Source organism: Paenibacillus sp. D9 (assembly GCF_001188365.1).
GTDB classification, from domain to species: domain Bacteria; phylum Bacillota; class Bacilli; order Paenibacillales; family Paenibacillaceae; genus Paenibacillus_O; species Paenibacillus_O humicus.
The window spans coordinates 5,338,645-5,353,949 of record NZ_JZEJ01000001.1 but is presented as its reverse complement, the minus strand read 5'-3'; the positions used below and the strand labels follow the sequence as shown (position 1 = coordinate 5,353,949).

Genomic DNA, 15,305 nt, shown 5'->3' with positions numbered 1-15,305 from the left:
AGGCTGCGCTTCATTCGTTTTCTTGCCTTGTATGCCCGCAAGAGAACGGTCGTCGTGTCCTCGCATGAGCTGAACGAATGGGAAGCCTGGGCTACCCGCGTGCTGTGGCTTCATGAAGGCAGGCCGGGATTTCTCGGCTCCGCCCGCGAATGGACCGGAGGGCTTCCCCTCTCGGTCTGGCAAGGCACGGTCGATGCCTCCCGCTATGCCTTGCTGCCTGCGGAATCGATGCTTCAGGTACGACCCGAAGGAAATTGCCGCCGGGTCCGCATCATATCCGCGGAATCCCCCGGACCGGAGTTCGAGGCCATGGAGCCGACTCTGGAGGATGCGTATTTCATCCGATCGAGGCGCTGACGTAACGGCCGATCAGATCCGCAAGCAGATCGTTGAGCGGCATGATCTGCGGGGTGGCGCCCTCCGGCTTCTTGTGGCTGTCGCCGATGCCGCTGTCGTCCGTCAGAAACACATAGGATCCTCCGGTCGCGACGGCAAGCGTGCGCATGAGCATCTCCGTCTCCAGATCCGCCCCGCTGGCGGCGACCGGAATGATGCGGATGCCTTGCTTCGCCGCCTCGGCCGCCATCAGGCGGATCCGCTCCGCCGCCGCTTGTTCCCGATGCGGCGGAGCGTCGAGCACGAGCAGAAGCAGGCGCGCCCTCGCGCTCTTGCTCCAATCGTGGCCGGAGACGGCGTTCTCCAACGCCTCGTCCACTGCCTCCGGGTAGTCCTGGCCGCCGTCCGCTTCCTGGGCCGCGATGCGTCCCTGAGCCTCGACGACATCGGTCGTGAACGGGAACGGCCTCACGACGTATTCATCATGCCGGTCCCGGTAAAAATTCGGGCTTACCCTGATTTCGAGGGTTTGCCCGTTTTTCTTTTTCACCTGACGGACGACGTTGCTCAGCTCTTCCGACAAATACTTCAGCTCGTCGGCCATCGAGCCGGTCGCATCGACCATGAGCATGAGATCGAGCACCTCGGACGGCTGCGTGCCGCTTCCGTCCAGGCTGATCGCCGCCGTCCCGGCTTTCCAGTCCGATTGCTCCAGCGTCCGGGACGCCGGACTGCCGCCATCCGGAGAAGCCTTGACCCGGCAGGAGGAAGCTTCCGGCGAGAAGCCGCCATTGGACTGGCCATTGTCTTCCAATTCGCCTGTGCCTTGCGGAGCGGCCGGTTCATCCCCGAAGCCCTCCCGCCCGATCAAGTCCCGGGAAGACGCCAGCGCCGCGAACAGATACGCTCTGCCCGTATTGTCCGTCCGGGCCGACCAGCCGTCATCCTGTCCGCATTGGAGCCTGACCGGAACGTCGACGGCCGGCGAGCCGTCCCGTGTGACGCTGACGACCATCCGATAGCGGGTATCGAATCCCCAGAGCCGGATGTATCCGCTCCCTTCTCCGCCGCTGCTCAGGTCCTTCCACTTGCTCCAAGCCGCATGATCATTCCATTCGCCGGCCGTCAGCATGCCCGGCTGCGGCTCGGGATTGCTTTTTTTGTTTTCTGCCGGAAGGCTTTCGCCCATCTCCGACTGGGCGATGCTTATGTCCTTGGAACCTTTGGATTTCTTCGAAGGTCCGTTGTCCATGGCTCCCTCTCCGGCTGAAGAAGCCATTGCCTGAGAGGCTGCATCGCCGCTTACTGCCGCAGGCGCACGGCTATGGGAGCCGGTATCTGCGGATATCCCGTGCCGTTCCCCGCCGGCCTCCGAAGAGCATCCGGCCAGCAGGATCAGGACGGCAAGCCCTGCCGCCATGCTGCCTTTCGCGCGTTTTTCTCTCTTCAGCCGCATCGTGAATCCCCCCAAAGCTCAGCAAACAATTGGATTCTCCATCCATATCCGCTGTTTTCGTCCAGACGCCCCGGGCAGCCAAAAGGTTGCAATGCGGACTGTCCGTCCTTACAATCGGAAACAGATCTAATCGCGGGTCCATCCTGAAAAAACAAACCTGCACCTGAATCCATTTCTAGGAGAGAATGCGCAATGGAAACCTACCGGCTGCTGACGCTTGAGATTGAACATGGGGAATGGACACGCCGCCTGAACATGGAATCGGCCGATCTGGTCGTCGTGACGGAGGCTGGATCCCGCCTTTGGTATGTCGATGTGAATGGAATCCGGGACGAGGAGCTGCTCGATTATTTCTATACAGCCGCCGATATCCAGATCAGCCTGATCGCACGGACAACCGACGGCAGGGCGCTCCAGGGCCGGGCCTACTTCCATGCCAACAAAGCCCACCATGCCGCCGCTCTGCGCGGGGATGGTGAGCTTCGAGGACTGTAGAATTCATGGGGCAGGCCAGATGCCCTTTAATGCCTGCCCTGCTGAACTAAATGCAGCGGCGTATCCGTGCGGATCGTCGCTTCGGATTAGCCTAGATACGAGAATCCAGGGAGGCAGGGATTAAGAATCGTGCTCAGCGCTGTTCCAGCTCGCTGACCTTGTCCTCCAGCTCCCTCACTCTTCGGGTCAGCTTATATACCGGCCAATACAACACAATCAGCATGACCACCGTAGAGATTATTTGCCCGGTCGAATACATCTCTTTTCCTCCCCTGCAAGCTTATGCCAACCTGCTCCCAATCCCGGCCAGACGGTCCAGCAAGGCCGACAGCTCCAGCGCCTGAAGCTGCTCCAGCAGCTGCGTCTCGGGACTGGCGTGGCCGGTCAGCGACGAAGCCGCCGATAAATCCGTCAACAGGGCTGCATTCCATTCCGCGCCCCTCTTCAGCTTGCGGACAAGCGCTTCATCCGCGATGCCGCCTCCGTCAGCCAGCTTGATTGCCTCCGCCTGCAGCCGCTGCGCGTCGGGATGGCCTCCGGCCACACGAAACCAATAGTTCGCGTTGCCGTAATCCCCTTCCATCCGGTGCATCATCCCGTGCAGATAGCTTCCTTCGGTCGTATCCAGATTCTGCGCCAGCTCATGGGAGCGATCCAGGCTGCCGTTCCACAGATGCAGGCCGGACACAAGCGCCAGCAGGCGCAGCCGTTCCTCTCCGCCGGTTTCGGCGGCCTCCGGTTCGAGCAGCTCCGCCTCGGCGCGATCAAGCAGGCGTTCCAGCTCGCCGCTGCCCCCGGCTCCGTCCGGAGCTAGCGGAAGCCGGCTGCGCTGGCCGCGCAGCTCTTTCCATGTCGATGCCAGCTCTTCCTTCCTCTTGCCGATGTCCATATTCAATCGCTCCTTTTTCGTCCTTGAATTGAAGCCGCATCCGCATAGCCCGGAAGCGGATGATCCATCGATCTAATTCAAGTTATTCTCGAGAACGAAAAAATGGCCGAAAATGCCTACAACGCTGATCTCGCCGCCGTCTTCGAGCTGCGTCCGCGCTTGCATGTACGCAATGTAGTTGCCGATCTGCTCCGTACTGGATTTTTTGGAGCCCGGCAGGCACTCCGGATCATACACCAGGCATTTGACTCCATGCTCCTGGCTCAAGTAACGATGATAATCATCATCCGACGGTACGGTAAAAGCCGCCATCAACAGCAGAATGATGAATAGATACCCCAGATGACGAGCCTTGATTTTCCGTCCCTCCCATGCTGCTAGGCGTCTGCATTCTCGAATTGAATCAATTTTATCGAAATCTATCGGATTTGGATTCTTTCATTTGGATGGAATCTTTCCCATCCCGAAGCCGTGGGGCGCCAATCATATTCCCATTGCTCTCCTCCCGGAAATTCAATGACCGTTCTCAGTCCGTCCGGTACGGGAAGGATGTGGTGCAGCTCCGCCTCTGGCGCCAGCATGGCGATCAAAGGCGTGAATACGGGAATCATGGCTTCCTCCAGCCACATTCTCTCCTTGAACCAGCGCGGCGGCTCGATAGGAGGAGGATATCCGCCAAACGGCGCGTTCAGCGCGGCTGCCAGCCCCTCGGGATTATCCGGCAGAGCGGCTCCGGCTCCTACGGCTGCGACGAAACGCAGGCAGAGCTCCACCGTGCGCATGATCTCCCCATAATCAAGAGAGCCGTTGGCATAACGGATCTCGACCGTTCCGATGTCGAACCAGGGCTGGATATTAATGCCGCAGCGATGCGACTGCGGCCTGCCGAAATGCCTGACGGCTAGCGGATCATGGCTGGATCGGAATGCTTCGGCCATGGCCTTCGCGACAGGCGGGCAGTACAGCCTTCGATGCGGACTCGACCCAAGCAGCCTGGCAAGCGCATCCTGGCATCGCAGCGCCGCTTCAAGAAGAGGCAGCAGGATGCTCTCGCCGTATGCAGCCAGCTCCACATGCACATGGAGTCCGCAGCTCCAGTTCGCGGCGGCGCCTTGAGCGGCCAGCCGATCCAGCATGATGCGGAGCTGGCCGCGGTCCTCCCAGCGCAGCGGCGGCGGCTTCAGCTCGCTGCCCGACTTCATGCCGGTCTCGTCGATCTGCTTCTCGTCCAGCGACATGATCCAGCCCGGCAGCAGCTCCAGCTCCTGCGGCCTGCCTCCGATAAATTCGATTTCAACTCCAAAACGCAGCTCTTTCCACTGGTTTTCCAAGTCCGTTGTCATGCTTCTCCTCCTTTTTTTGATCCTCCGGCAAATAAGAGAACCAAATAGGAAGGCGGGCCTCGAGATTAACGAGGAATTTTGTCTCTCATCATCGATCGCACCTCCTGCCTGCATGAAGAAGCATTCTTTCTTCTTTATCGAGCTTCTCAGCCGTTTGTGAAGATCGTTGTCCCTTAAAGGATTCTTTGCCTTCCGATTCAAACCCTCGTGTTTTTTCGCCGCCGCCGAAAAAGTTCATTTTTTCTTCCTTGTCACCAGGGTTCCAGCATGCTTTTACCTTATTATACCATCCGAGGTACTGTAAGTGGCCATCGCCATTTTCGTCGAAGCCTGATTCTTTGGAGAGGCTGACCTCTATTGATCTCCATAATCGAAAACGGCAGCCGCTTGGCTGCCGTCTCCCGTTTCTCTACGCCGGAATTCCGATTAGCGTTTCGCTACATACTTGCGGATGTCGAAAGCGACCGCCGCGACGATGATCAGCCCCTTGATGATCAGCTGCCAATAGGGGCTGACGCCGATGAACGTGAGGCCGTAGTTGATGACGCCGAAGATGAGGACGCCGGCCATGATGCCCGGCACGGTGCCGATGCCGCCGGCCGTCGAAACGCCGCCGACGACGCAGGCCGCGATGGCGTCCAGCTCGTACATGTTGCCGGTGTTGTTCGTCGCTCCGCCGGTGCGGGCAGCCTCAAGGACTCCGCCTACGCCATACAAGGCTCCGGCGATCGCATAAATGAAAATCAGATTGCGGGCAACGTTGATGCCCGATACATGTGCGGCTTGGACGTTGCCGCCGATGGCGTACATGTTTTTGCCCAGCCGTGTTTTGTTGAACAGAATCCAGCAGACGATGCCGATTCCGATGGCGATCAGGACAATATACGGCAGCGTGTAGCCGCCTCCGAAGTCGATATAACCCGAGCCTAGCTTCTTGAAGTCATCCCGCAAGCCGGCGATAGGCTGCGAGTTGTTGGGATCGCTGTCGAAATACAGCGAGTTGAGTCCATACACCGCCACCATGGTGCCGAGGGTAGCGATGAACGGAGGCACCTTCAGCTTGGCGATGATGAAGCCGTTGACGCAGCCGACGAGCACGCCGGCCAGGATGCCGATGAGAATCGGCCAGCCGATCCAAATTTCATGCAGGTCGGGATAGAACTTGCTCGCGTATTTGTCCATCTGCAGCATGGATGCCGAGACGACAGCCGTGAGGCCGACGACCCGTCCCGCCGACAAGTCGGTGCCGCCTGTAATGAGGATGAAGCCTGCTCCAAGAGCGATGATCGCCCGGGTGGAATTCTGCTGCAGAATATCCCGCAGAGTCGAGTAGGCGAGGAAGTTCGGGTCCATGATCGCGATCGCCACGACCAGCAGAATCAGGACGAGGAAGATCGCTCTCTGCGTGACGAGATATTTCAGGTAGTCAAGGACGGCCCGGCCGGCCGGTTTCTTGGCTGGAGTATTCATTTGCGTGCTCATAGTCGTTCATTCCTTTCTGCTAAGCCATCCGCTGCTGCGCGGCGAGGCGCATGATTTCCTGCTCCGTTGCCTTGCGGCCGTCGAGAATGCCGGTCATCCGGCCCTCGCTCATGACCATGATCCGGTCCGACATGCCGAGCAGCTCCGGCATCTCCGAGGAGATCATGATAATGCTGCGGCCCTGCTTCGCGAGCTCGGCGATGATCGTGTAGATTTCGAATTTGGCCCCGACGTCGATGCCGCGGGTAGGCTCATCGAGCAGCAGGATATCCGGATCGGTAAGCAGCCATCTGGCGAGCAGCACCTTCTGCTGGTTGCCGCCGGACAGGTTGCGGATCTGCGTGTCCACGTTCGGTGTTTTCGTACGGAATCGGGCGACATTCTCAGCCGCCTCCCTGCGTCCCTTCTTCTCGTCGATGAGGCCGAAGGCGTTGCGGTAGCGCCCCATGTTGGCGACAATCGTGTTCTCATAGACGGATAGCACCGGGAAAATGCCGGTCGTGCGGCGCTCTTCGGTGAGGAGCGCGATTTTATGCTTTTTGGCGTCAGCCGGCGATTTGATGGCTACTTTCTTGCCGTCGATGGAGATCGTGCCCGTCTTGAGATGCCGCAGGCCGAACAACGCTTCGATCAGCTCCGTGCGCTGGGCGCCGACCAGGCCTCCGACTCCGAGGATTTCCCCTCGGCGCAGCTCAAAGCTTACATCCTTGAAAGACATCGGATTGGAGGAGGTCAGCCCCTCGGCCTTCAAAATGACCGACGATGGCGTATTCGACCGCTCCGGGAACCGCTCGCTCAAATCGCGGCCCACCATGCGGCTGATGATCAGATCCGTCGTCAGTTCCTCGGCATCCCAGGTGCCGACGTATTTGCCGTCCCTCATAATGGTGACTTCATCCGAGATCCGCAAAATTTCCTCCATTTTATGCGAGATATAAATGATGGAAACGCCGCGGCTCCTCAGCTTGTGGATGATTTCGAACAGCTGCTCGACTTCGTTGCCCGTCAAGGAAGAGGTCGGCTCGTCCATGACGATGACCTTGGAATGGAAGGAGACGGCTTTCGCGATTTCCAGCGACTGGATTTTGGATACGGACAGCGACCCGGTCAACTCATGGGGGTCGATGTCCAGGTTCAAATCCTGCAGCAGCTCTTTCGTGTCGCTCAGCATGCGCCTGTGGTCCACGAACATGAGCCAGTGCATCGGAAAACGGCCCAGCCAAATATTTTCCATGACGTTGCGATGCGGAACGGGATGGAGCTCCTGGTGGATCATGGACACTCCGTGCGAGAGAGCAGCTTTGGAGTTGGGAATATCCACCCTCTCGCCGCCGAGGAGAATTTCTCCTTCATCCGGCTTGTAGATGCCGAACAGACATTTCATCAGGGTGGATTTGCCGGCTCCGTTCTCTCCCATCAGCGCATGCACTGTGCCGGGCCGAACCTTGAGATTGACCTTGTCGAGCGCCTGCACGCCGGGGAAGGCTTTGGATATGCCTCTCATTTCGAGCAAATAGGGTGAGCTGATCATCGCTGCACCTCCTTGATTACGTTCTAGGTTCTGGCGCGGGCCACAGCCCGGCCATTTCCAGCCTGCCATGGCTGCGAACGCGTCGAACGGCTCCGCCGTCTGCAAGACGGCAAAGGACGATTTCATCGCCTGACCGAATCGCCGCTCGGGGACAGGCTCCCGTCAAGAGAGCAAAAGGGCCCGCTTGTTCAAGCCGCGAGCCCTTCGCGTTTCTATTTCCTGCATGGAGACTCAGAATTACTGAGCGTCGGCTACATTGTCCTTGGTGATCTTTTTGTAGGCGATCCAGACGTATTTGCCGTCCGTAATGTCGTAGCCCGTATTGTCCTTCGTAGGCGTCTCGCCTTTGGCCAATGCCGTCGCCAGCGCAACCGTAGCCGCGCCCTGGTTTTTGGCGTCGTTGAGCACCGTGCCGAGCAAAGTGCCGTCCTGCAGCGCCTGAATGGCCGGGGCCGTCGCATCCACGCCTACGACCGGCATGAACTTGCTGCCTGTGAAGTAGCCGCCTGCCTTGAGGGCTTCGATCGCGCCCAAGGCCATGTCGTCATTGTTCGCGAGAACCGCTTCGATTTTGTCGCCGCGGGCTGCGAGCCAAGTCTGCATCTTATCCTGGCCTTTGGTGCGGTCCCACATCGCCGTATCCTGCTCCAGCTTCTCGACCTTGATGCCTGCGTCCTCGATCGCCTGGATGGAGTACTTCGTGCGCAGCTCGGCATCCTGATGCCCCGGCTCGCCCTGCAGCATGACATACTGCAGAATGCCGTCCTTGTTCTTGTCCGCTTCCGGATGGGCTTTCCAGTAGTCGACGATGAGCTGGCCTTCCAGCGTGCCCGATTCCTCGGCTTTGGCGCCGACGTAGTAGACTTTATCCCATTTGTTCATGTCTTCGGCGACCGGCTCCCGGTTCAGGAAGACGACCGGGATGTTGGCCGGCTTGGCTTTGTCGATGATGACGCCGGCTGCCGTGCGGTCAACCGGATTGATCGCCAGAGCCTTGTATTTCTTGGAAATGAACAGATCCACTTTATCGTTCTGCGTCGCCTGGGCATTCTGGCTGTCGACGATATCCAGCTCCGCCTTGTCCTTGGCCGCGTTCGTCATCGCATTCCGGACGCCTGTCATGAAGGTATCGTCGAACTTATAGATCGCCACGCCGATTTTCGGCTTGTCGCCGCCGCCGTTGCCGCTTCCGGCGTCGCTGCCGCCGTTGTTGTTGGAGCCACAGCCCGCAGCCGTAACCATGACCGCCGCCATCACTATGGCCAATGTCGCTCTTTTTTTCATATCCTTTGACCTCCCGGTTCTGTTCTCCTCTTTATTATGAAAGGGTTTGCAGAAGATTCGAATAGAAGATTTTCATCTGTTTTATCAAAATCTTCATGTGATTCGGCTCGGATCCTCCTTTCACTTTACGAAAGGGAACAGAAGCTTCTGATTGTCCATCCAGAACATGCTGTCCGGATTCACGACCTTCGTATCCAGCGTGACGGTGCGGTCGGCATGGCCGCCTTCCAGCAGCTCATGCGCCTGCTGCATGCCGAGATACCCGGCGTTGAAGCCGCTCTGCACGACGAGAATGTCGATGATTCCGTCCTGAAGCAGCTCCAGCTGAGGAACCTCGCTGCCGAAGCCGACGATCTTGACGCGGCTGGACAGCCCCCGCTTCACGGTTTCCTGCGCGGTGCTGAGCACTCCCTGCTCCTGCAGGGCGACTACGCCGTCAGCCTGCTCCATCAGCAGGCGCGCCGCTTCGGCGCAGCCGTCCGGGGAGCTTCCGCAGGAATAGCCGGTATGCACCGTAATTTCTTTGTGTCTCCCCAAAGCCTCCACGACCCCCAGCTCCCGCTGCTCATATCCCGGAGCCGCGGAATCCGAGCCGAGCAGCGAAACGATTCCTTTGCCATGCAGCAGCTCCGCCATCGCCTCGCCGGCCATCCTTCCCGCTTCTCTGTTGTTGATCGATATGCTGCTCGCGACCCCCTCGACCGGGTAGGTGTCGTTCAGCGTCACGACCGATGCCCCCGCCTTGCCCGCTTCCGCGGCAATGAGCCGGAGCTGCTGCTCGCTGTCGGGGTCAAGCAGAAGGACCGACGCGCCTAGGGCGATCGCCCTTTGCGCAGCCTTGAGCTGGCCCTCCTCGCCGGAGTCGCTGACGTTGGCGTCCATATAGAGGAGCTGGCTGCCGTATTCCTTCGCCGCCGCCTCCGCCCCAAGCCGGATGGAATCGGCAAGCGCCCCGCTTCTCTGCGGAGCGATGAGCGCGATCTGCGCTTCGGCAGGCTTCTCCTTGCTTGCGGCGCCCGCGCATCCCGAGGCGGCAGCGGCCAGCAAGAGCAGAGACAGCCATCCGCACGCCGCGGCCAAACGTCTATTCATGGTCATCGACCTCCTTGATCGCCGGCATCCGGACCCATACGACCGTTCCTTCCTCCAGCTCGCTCTTGAATTCCAGGCCGTACGGCGCTCCGTAATAAAGCCGGATGCGGTCATGGATGTTCCTCACCGCCACTCCGGAGCCTTTGCCCGTCGCCGAAGGCTCGCGCCCCGCATCCGGCACGGAAGCTCCGTGCAGCAGCAGGGCTGCCTTGACGGAATCCATCCCGGCTCCGTTGTCCTCGATCCGGAACACGAGCATCCCGTCCACGACGTCCGCGGAGATGTCGATCGTTCCCTCCTCCACGGAATATTCCAGTCCATGCTCGATCGCGTTCTCGATCAAGGGCTGGAGCACGATTTTCGGCGTCATGCAGGCTTCCGCTTCCTCGGTAGCGGTAATGGAGAACCGGAACTTGCGTCCGAAGCGCATCTGCTGGATGACCAGATAATGATGGGCGTGCTCAAGCTCGTCGCGGGCCGAAATGACATTCTGCCCTTTGCTCAGGCTGATCCGGAACAGCTTGGAGAGCGAGGTGATCATCGTGACGACCTCTTCTCCCCGGCTCATCGCGGCCATGCGGACGACGGAGTTCAGCGTATTGTACAGGAAATGGGGATTGATCTGGGCTTGCAGCGCTTCCAGCTCATGCTTACGCTTCGATTCCTGCTCCTGGACGATCTGCTTCATCAGCTGGCGGATCTTATGGATCATCAGGTTGAACCGGCGAGACAGCCGCTCCACCTCAAGCGGCCCCTCGACCGGCAGCTCCACGTCGAAGTTGCCCCTCTCCACGGCCCGCATCGTCCGCTCCATGCGCTTGATGGGACGGACGATGGACATCGCGAGCAGCATGCTGACGAGCACGACAAGCACGAGAACGCCGGCCACGACGCGGACGAGATAGCGGTTGACCTCCTCGCGGCTCGTCAGGATATCGTCCATGTACGAAACCCCGATGATTTTCCAGCCGATATTGGCGACGGATTTGACGGTAATGAGACGCTTGTTCCCGTTCATGTCCTCCACATAGTCCGAAGAAGCGACGAGCGCCTGCTCGACATTCTCGCTTTTGAGCCCCATATAGATGAGCTGCTGCTGGGGATGGTAGACGATGTTGCCTGCGCCTTCGTCGATGATATAGGCATAACCGCGATGACCGAGGCTGATCCGGCTGCACAGCTCGTCGATCTGCTTGAAGTTCATGTCCACGAGCAGGATCACCTCCTGCGGCCGGCCGTCGCGGACGACGGTGATCCGCTTGCTCATGGATACGACCCACTGGTAGGAGCCTTTGTATAAATTCTGGATATGGGGGAGCGAAAAGCTGAGATGATCCGGCACCCGGACCGCCGCCTGGAACCATCCCTGGCCGGTCGCGTTGGCGCTCGGCCTGAGGGCGGCTGCAGGACGGTTCTTGAGCAGCTTGCCGCCGCTGTCGAACAGCGTGATCGAGACGATGTCGTCGCGGCTGCCCATCAGCGTGTCCAGCTGCTTGTCCACCTGCTGGCCGTCCCATTCGCCGTTCTTCAGCATGTTGACCTCGATGGCTCTGTAAAAACCGGCCATGCCGCTGATATAGTCCTCCAGGTTGTAGCTGACCTGGTCGACCGTCTGCCTGGCGGCAAGAAAGGCGCTCCGCTCGGTGGAAGCCGAAAATTTCTCGTGGAGAAGGACGGCTACGGTCGTAATCGCGACCACGATCATGATGGAGAAGGACCAGATGACGATGGACTGGATGCTGCTCACCCGCGATTTCCGCAGCTTCTGCTTGATCCAGCCCGGCATTTCCAGCCGGAACATTCCGCCCCTCATCCTTCCTGTCCGGACGGACTGACGTCCTTCATCCGGCTCCGGTATTCCTTCGGCGTGCTGCCGGTATGTTTCTTGAAGCAGAAGCTGAAGTAATTCGGCTCGGAGAAGCCGATGCGCTCGGCGATCTCGAACGCTTTGAGCTCCGTCGTCCGAAGCAGCTCCTGCGCCCTTTCCATGCGAAGCTGCATGACGTATTGGAGGAAGGTCAGCTTGACCTCCTTCTTGAACAAGCCGCAGAAATAGCCGGCGCTGATATGAAGATGGGAGCATACCATCGGAATCGACAGATCCGAGTCATGAATGCGTTCCCGTGTAAAGGACATCGCCTCTTCGATCAGATCGCGGTAGGCATGCTGCCGCTTCCCGGCGATTTTGCCCATGACGGCCCCGCACATCTCCGTTATCCAGCGGCGGGCTTCGGCCAGCCCGGTCATCCGGACGAGCTCGGCATAGGGCTGGAAGCCGGCGCCGAGCACATCCTCCATGTCGACGTCGGAGGACTGGGCGGTACGCCAGACCGTCGTCAGCACCTCGCTCAAGTAGAGCTGGATGCCGCTCGAAGCATGCTCCGCCCTGATCTCTCCGAAGATCGTCTCAAGGACCGTTTCCAGCTCCTCCGGGGTTCCGACCTTCAGGCAGCGGGACAGAGCCTGCTGCCGCAGCTCATCGAGCAGCAGAGGAGAGGAGCCTCGCCTCTCCACATCCTCGATGAACAGAATTCGGCCGGTGCCGGGAACGAGCCGGTAATCCAGCGCGAGCAGAGCCTCGTCGTACGATGACTTGATGCCGCTCAGCCCGCCCTTGGCCGCTCCGGAGCCGATCGTGACAGGCATGCGCAAATAATGCTCGACGCTGCGGACGATATGCTCCAGAGCGTTTTGCAGCCTCTCCTTCCAGGACTCGTCCGTCTTGCCGAAGCCAAGCAGAACGACATGGTCCTGATGGATGAACGCCGTTCCGAATTCCCTGCCCTCCCATATTTCCCCGGCAATATTGAGCACGGCGAACAGCTTGAGATCGACATCAGGAGAAGTTCGCAGCGATTGGACCGCCTGAGCAGGCAGCTCCGCCTCCGCTGCGGCGCTGTCCAGACTGATGACCGAAACGGAGCAACCCTCTCCTTCCAGGCTCAAGCCGTAATGGCGGGCCTTATCCCGGATGACCGGCTCCGGAAGCTTTCGATGCAGCAGGGAGGAAAGGAAGTTGGCCTTCAGCAGGGGAAGGCTCGTATGATAATGCTCCTTGAGCTTGCGCATGTCCTCCCGCTCTGCGATTTCAAGCTCCATGCGCGTTTGCAGCTTATGCAGCAGCTCGGTCAGGCTCGCAGCCGAGAACGGCTTGAGCAAATATTCGTCCACGCTGAGAGAGACGGCTTGCCGGGCATAATCGAACTCGTCGTAGCCGGTCAGGATGACCGTTTTGACAAGAGGCGATTCGGCCTTCAGCCTGCGGACCAGCTCCATCCCGTCGACGAACGGCATCCGAATATCTGTAATGACGACATCAGGCTCCAGGCGCTGGGCAAGCTCAAGCGCTTCCAGGCCGTTCTCGGCTGTGCCCGCTACGGTGAATCCGCAGGCTTCCCAATCGATCTCGCTCAGCAGGCCTTCCCTCACGTCGGCTTCGTCATCGGCCAGCAATACGCGGTACATCCCGATTCCTCCTTATGGCAAGCGGCTCGCCTTAGGTCATGAAGCCGCTCTCATTTTGCTTTTGCAAGCTTCCCGTGGGAAGCTTCATCAAGATATCAGGTTATGCCGCGGCTGTAAATCTCCTCTTTTTCGTCGGGCGGGAACGCTTCCATACAGAAGGCTCCCTCTGACTCGGACTAAAGTTGCGGAACGGGCTTGGACCCGCTTTAGATTTGCCGGTTTGCCGAACTCGGCGGTATTTTCGGGAGTTTATACGGATGCATGACAGACTGTTGTCCTCGATCTTTTTTAATACCTATAGGAATAAAATCCAAATCAATGAACAGTCGAAGGAGTTTATTGTATGGAAATTGAAAATCCCGTTCAAATAAATTCGAGAGAAGAGTTGAGAATCTGGCTTCAGGAAAAGCTCATGGACGGAACTGAACAACGAACGTGTTCGCCGCCTCGCAAAGCTGGGGTTGATGAGAGACGAGGGAAGAAAGGCTCTTCCCGATGTGGACCCTGACTCTTTTCGGATAGATACGGAGATGGAGCAGCGGCTAAAGGAGGATAAACAGGCATATGAGAATTTCAGGCGGGTTCGAATCGATACGACACAGAGCCAAAAAATCAGTCCGAATCGTTCAAGGACAGATTGGACAAATTCATAGCCTGCGCGAGACAAAACAAAAGGTACGGTCATTGGCATGATCATGGAAGCTGCGGGTTGATTAAAGATGCGCTGGAGTATGCTTCTTGCATTAGAGAGCCCACACATTGCAGAAGCTCCCTTCTTGCGCAAAAGATATCATAGAAAAAGCCCGCCTGCGCTTTCGTCATGAAAGCACAAGCGGGCTGTACCTGCAAATCATTGGCCCATCCATCGCGGTCAGCCATTCCGGCTCGACAATCACCAGAATCGCATGCCCTGCCGGGAGATTACTTGGAATGAAGAATCTCCGGCGTTGTAAGCTGATCGTAGAAATCGACGATGTTGTCCTTGTTGTCGGAGCTGCGCAGCGCCATCGCGGAACGCGGATGCTCGTCGAGCAGGCCGGTGATCATGTACGGCATGATGTAGCCCCATTCTTCCTTCTCGCGAAGAGGAATCATGTGCTTCTCGATCATTTCGAGCACGGGGCGCACTTCGTACTTCGTATTCGGAAGATGCGATACGAGGAGCTCCGTGTTGCAGTTGCCGGCGGCGCGGCCCATGCCGTATACGGAGGTGTCGAGGAATTCCACGCCTTTGTCGACAGCGAGCAGCGTATTGGCAAAAGCAAGCTGCTGATTGTTGTGCGTATGCACGCCCAGCTTCTTGTTCGGCAAATGCTGCTTGAATTTGTCGATCAGGTAAGCCATGTCGTTCGGCTTGAGGCTGCCGTACGAGTCGACGACGTAGACCACGTCGACGACGCTCTCGCGGATGGCTTCGAATGCCTCGATCAGCTGATTTTCCATGACGTTCGACAGCGCCATGATGTTGAGCGTCGTCTCGTAGCCGCGTTCATGGAACAAGGACACGAGCTCCAGTGCCTTGTCCACATCCTGGATGTAGCAGGCGACGCGGATCAGATCCAGCATGCTGTCGACGCGAGGCAGAATATCCGCTTCGTCCACTCGGCCGATGTCCACGAGCGCGGACAGCTTCGTATTCCCTTTGTTCGGGATGACTTTGCGCAGGAAGTCATCGTTCAGGAAGCGCCAAGGACCGGCAGAGTCGGCACCCTTGAGCAGCTTGGGCGAATTCTTGTAGCCAATCTCCATATATTCAACGCCGGCCTCATCCAGGCTGCGATACAAATCTTGCACAAACTCAATGCTGAAATACCAGTTATTGACAAGACCTCCATCACGGACCGTGCAGTCGACGATTTTGCTGATGCTGTTTTTGGAAGACATGGGCACAGAACTCCTTCATCATAAACTTTCTTACTATAATACGGGAAA

At 58.5% G+C, this 15,305-nt stretch carries 13 protein-coding genes and 2 pseudogenes; 3 read left to right on the top strand and 12 right to left on the bottom strand.

The genetic code is table 11. From position 1 onward, the window contains the following. A pseudogene (locus VE23_RS23990) lies at positions 1-357 on the top strand (ATP-binding cassette domain-containing protein); the annotation flags it as partial. Here the strand turns inward: VE23_RS23990 and VE23_RS23985 are convergent. Beyond that, positions 338-1,792: a vWA domain-containing protein gene (locus tag VE23_RS23985; RefSeq protein WP_049869387.1), complete on the bottom strand. Its 1,455-nt coding sequence runs from the start codon at positions 1,790-1,792 to the stop codon at positions 338-340. The pseudogene VE23_RS23990 and the gene VE23_RS23985 overlap by 20 nt on opposite strands. 192 nt (positions 1,793-1,984) lie before the next feature. Here VE23_RS23985 and VE23_RS23980 point away from each other — a divergent pair, with 192 nt between their 5' ends. Then, entirely contained in the window at positions 1,985-2,287 is a 303-nt protein-coding gene (locus VE23_RS23980) for a hypothetical protein (protein WP_049869386.1), read from the top strand. Between the two features lie 133 nt (positions 2,288-2,420). Here the strand turns inward: VE23_RS23980 and VE23_RS27685 are convergent, their stop codons facing one another. The 10 genes from VE23_RS27685 to VE23_RS23935 form a co-directional block, all read right to left on the bottom strand. After that, positions 2,421-2,546, bottom strand: a complete 126-nt coding sequence (locus tag VE23_RS27685; RefSeq protein ID WP_021878440.1) for a hypothetical protein — start codon at positions 2,544-2,546, stop codon at positions 2,421-2,423. A 21-nt stretch (positions 2,547-2,567) separates the two neighbouring features. Continuing rightward, positions 2,568-3,176: a hypothetical protein gene (locus tag VE23_RS23975; protein WP_048744738.1), complete on the bottom strand. Its 609-nt coding sequence runs from the start codon at positions 3,174-3,176 to the stop codon at positions 2,568-2,570. 72 nt (positions 3,177-3,248) lie between these two features. Then, positions 3,249-3,413, bottom strand: a complete 165-nt coding sequence (locus tag VE23_RS23970; RefSeq protein WP_157054044.1) for a hypothetical protein — start codon at positions 3,411-3,413, stop codon at positions 3,249-3,251. 182 nt (positions 3,414-3,595) lie between these two features. Beyond that, the gene (locus VE23_RS23965; RefSeq protein ID WP_049869382.1) at positions 3,596-4,519 is read right to left on the bottom strand and encodes an amidoligase family protein; all 924 of its coding nucleotides are present in this window, start codon (positions 4,517-4,519) and stop codon (positions 3,596-3,598) included. 426 nt (positions 4,520-4,945) lie between these two features. Continuing rightward, on the bottom strand, positions 4,946-5,989 hold the full coding sequence (gene mglC, locus VE23_RS23960; protein ID WP_048744764.1) for a galactose/methyl galactoside ABC transporter permease MglC: 1,044 nt from the start codon (positions 5,987-5,989) through the stop codon (positions 4,946-4,948). Between the two features lie 31 nt (positions 5,990-6,020). Further along, a complete protein-coding gene (locus VE23_RS23955) occupies positions 6,021-7,532 on the bottom strand; it encodes a sugar ABC transporter ATP-binding protein (protein WP_049869380.1) in 1,512 nt (503 codons plus the stop codon). Positions 7,533-7,769: 237 nt separating this feature from the next. Next, positions 7,770-8,816, bottom strand: coding sequence for a galactose ABC transporter substrate-binding protein (locus VE23_RS23950; RefSeq protein WP_049869379.1), 1,047 nt, complete (start codon positions 8,814-8,816; stop codon positions 7,770-7,772). A 120-nt stretch (positions 8,817-8,936) separates the two neighbouring features. Continuing rightward, positions 8,937-9,908: a substrate-binding domain-containing protein gene (locus VE23_RS23945; protein WP_049869377.1), complete on the bottom strand. Its 972-nt coding sequence runs from the start codon at positions 9,906-9,908 to the stop codon at positions 8,937-8,939. Continuing rightward, positions 9,901-11,709, bottom strand: a complete 1,809-nt coding sequence (locus tag VE23_RS23940) for a cache domain-containing sensor histidine kinase (RefSeq protein ID WP_048744731.1) — start codon at positions 11,707-11,709, stop codon at positions 9,901-9,903. Before VE23_RS23940 ends, VE23_RS23945 begins: the two co-directional genes overlap by 8 nt. 8 nt (positions 11,710-11,717) lie before the next feature. Continuing rightward, a complete protein-coding gene (locus VE23_RS23935; RefSeq protein WP_049869375.1) occupies positions 11,718-13,373 on the bottom strand; it encodes a response regulator in 1,656 nt (551 codons plus the stop codon). Between the two features lie 401 nt (positions 13,374-13,774). On the opposite strand from VE23_RS23935, the pseudogene VE23_RS27895 reads away from it, so the two are divergent. Then, positions 13,775-14,073 (top strand): annotated as a pseudogene (locus tag VE23_RS27895) (YdeI/OmpD-associated family protein); the annotation flags it as partial. A 221-nt stretch (positions 14,074-14,294) separates the two neighbouring features. Here VE23_RS27895 and VE23_RS23930 read toward each other — a convergent pair. Then, the gene (locus VE23_RS23930) at positions 14,295-15,257 is read right to left on the bottom strand and encodes an aldolase catalytic domain-containing protein (protein ID WP_049869374.1); all 963 of its coding nucleotides are present in this window, start codon (positions 15,255-15,257) and stop codon (positions 14,295-14,297) included. Between the last annotated feature and the right edge of the window lie 48 nt (positions 15,258-15,305).

Coding starts and splice junctions, on each gene's coding strand:
- VE23_RS23935 (WP_049869375.1), bottom strand. CDS start 13,373: ATGTACCGCGTATTGCTGGCCGATGACGAAGCCGACGTGAGGGAAGGC.
- VE23_RS23950 (WP_049869379.1), bottom strand. CDS start 8,816: ATGAAAAAAAGAGCGACATTGGCCATAGTGATGGCGGCGGTCATGGTT.
- VE23_RS27685 (WP_021878440.1), bottom strand. CDS start 2,546: ATGTATTCGACCGGGCAAATAATCTCTACGGTGGTCATGCTGATTGTG.
- VE23_RS23975 (WP_048744738.1), bottom strand. CDS start 3,176: ATGGACATCGGCAAGAGGAAGGAAGAGCTGGCATCGACATGGAAAGAG.
- VE23_RS23980 (WP_049869386.1), top strand. CDS start 1,985: ATGGAAACCTACCGGCTGCTGACGCTTGAGATTGAACATGGGGAATGG.
- mglC (WP_048744764.1), bottom strand. CDS start 5,989: ATGAATACTCCAGCCAAGAAACCGGCCGGCCGGGCCGTCCTTGACTAC.
- VE23_RS23940 (WP_048744731.1), bottom strand. CDS start 11,709: ATGTTCCGGCTGGAAATGCCGGGCTGGATCAAGCAGAAGCTGCGGAAA.
- VE23_RS23955 (WP_049869380.1), bottom strand. CDS start 7,532: ATGATCAGCTCACCCTATTTGCTCGAAATGAGAGGCATATCCAAAGCC.
- VE23_RS23985 (WP_049869387.1), bottom strand. CDS start 1,792: ATGCGGCTGAAGAGAGAAAAACGCGCGAAAGGCAGCATGGCGGCAGGG.
- VE23_RS23945 (WP_049869377.1), bottom strand. CDS start 9,908: ATGAATAGACGTTTGGCCGCGGCGTGCGGATGGCTGTCTCTGCTCTTG.
- VE23_RS23965 (WP_049869382.1), bottom strand. CDS start 4,519: ATGACAACGGACTTGGAAAACCAGTGGAAAGAGCTGCGTTTTGGAGTT.
- VE23_RS23930 (WP_049869374.1), bottom strand. CDS start 15,257: ATGTCTTCCAAAAACAGCATCAGCAAAATCGTCGACTGCACGGTCCGT.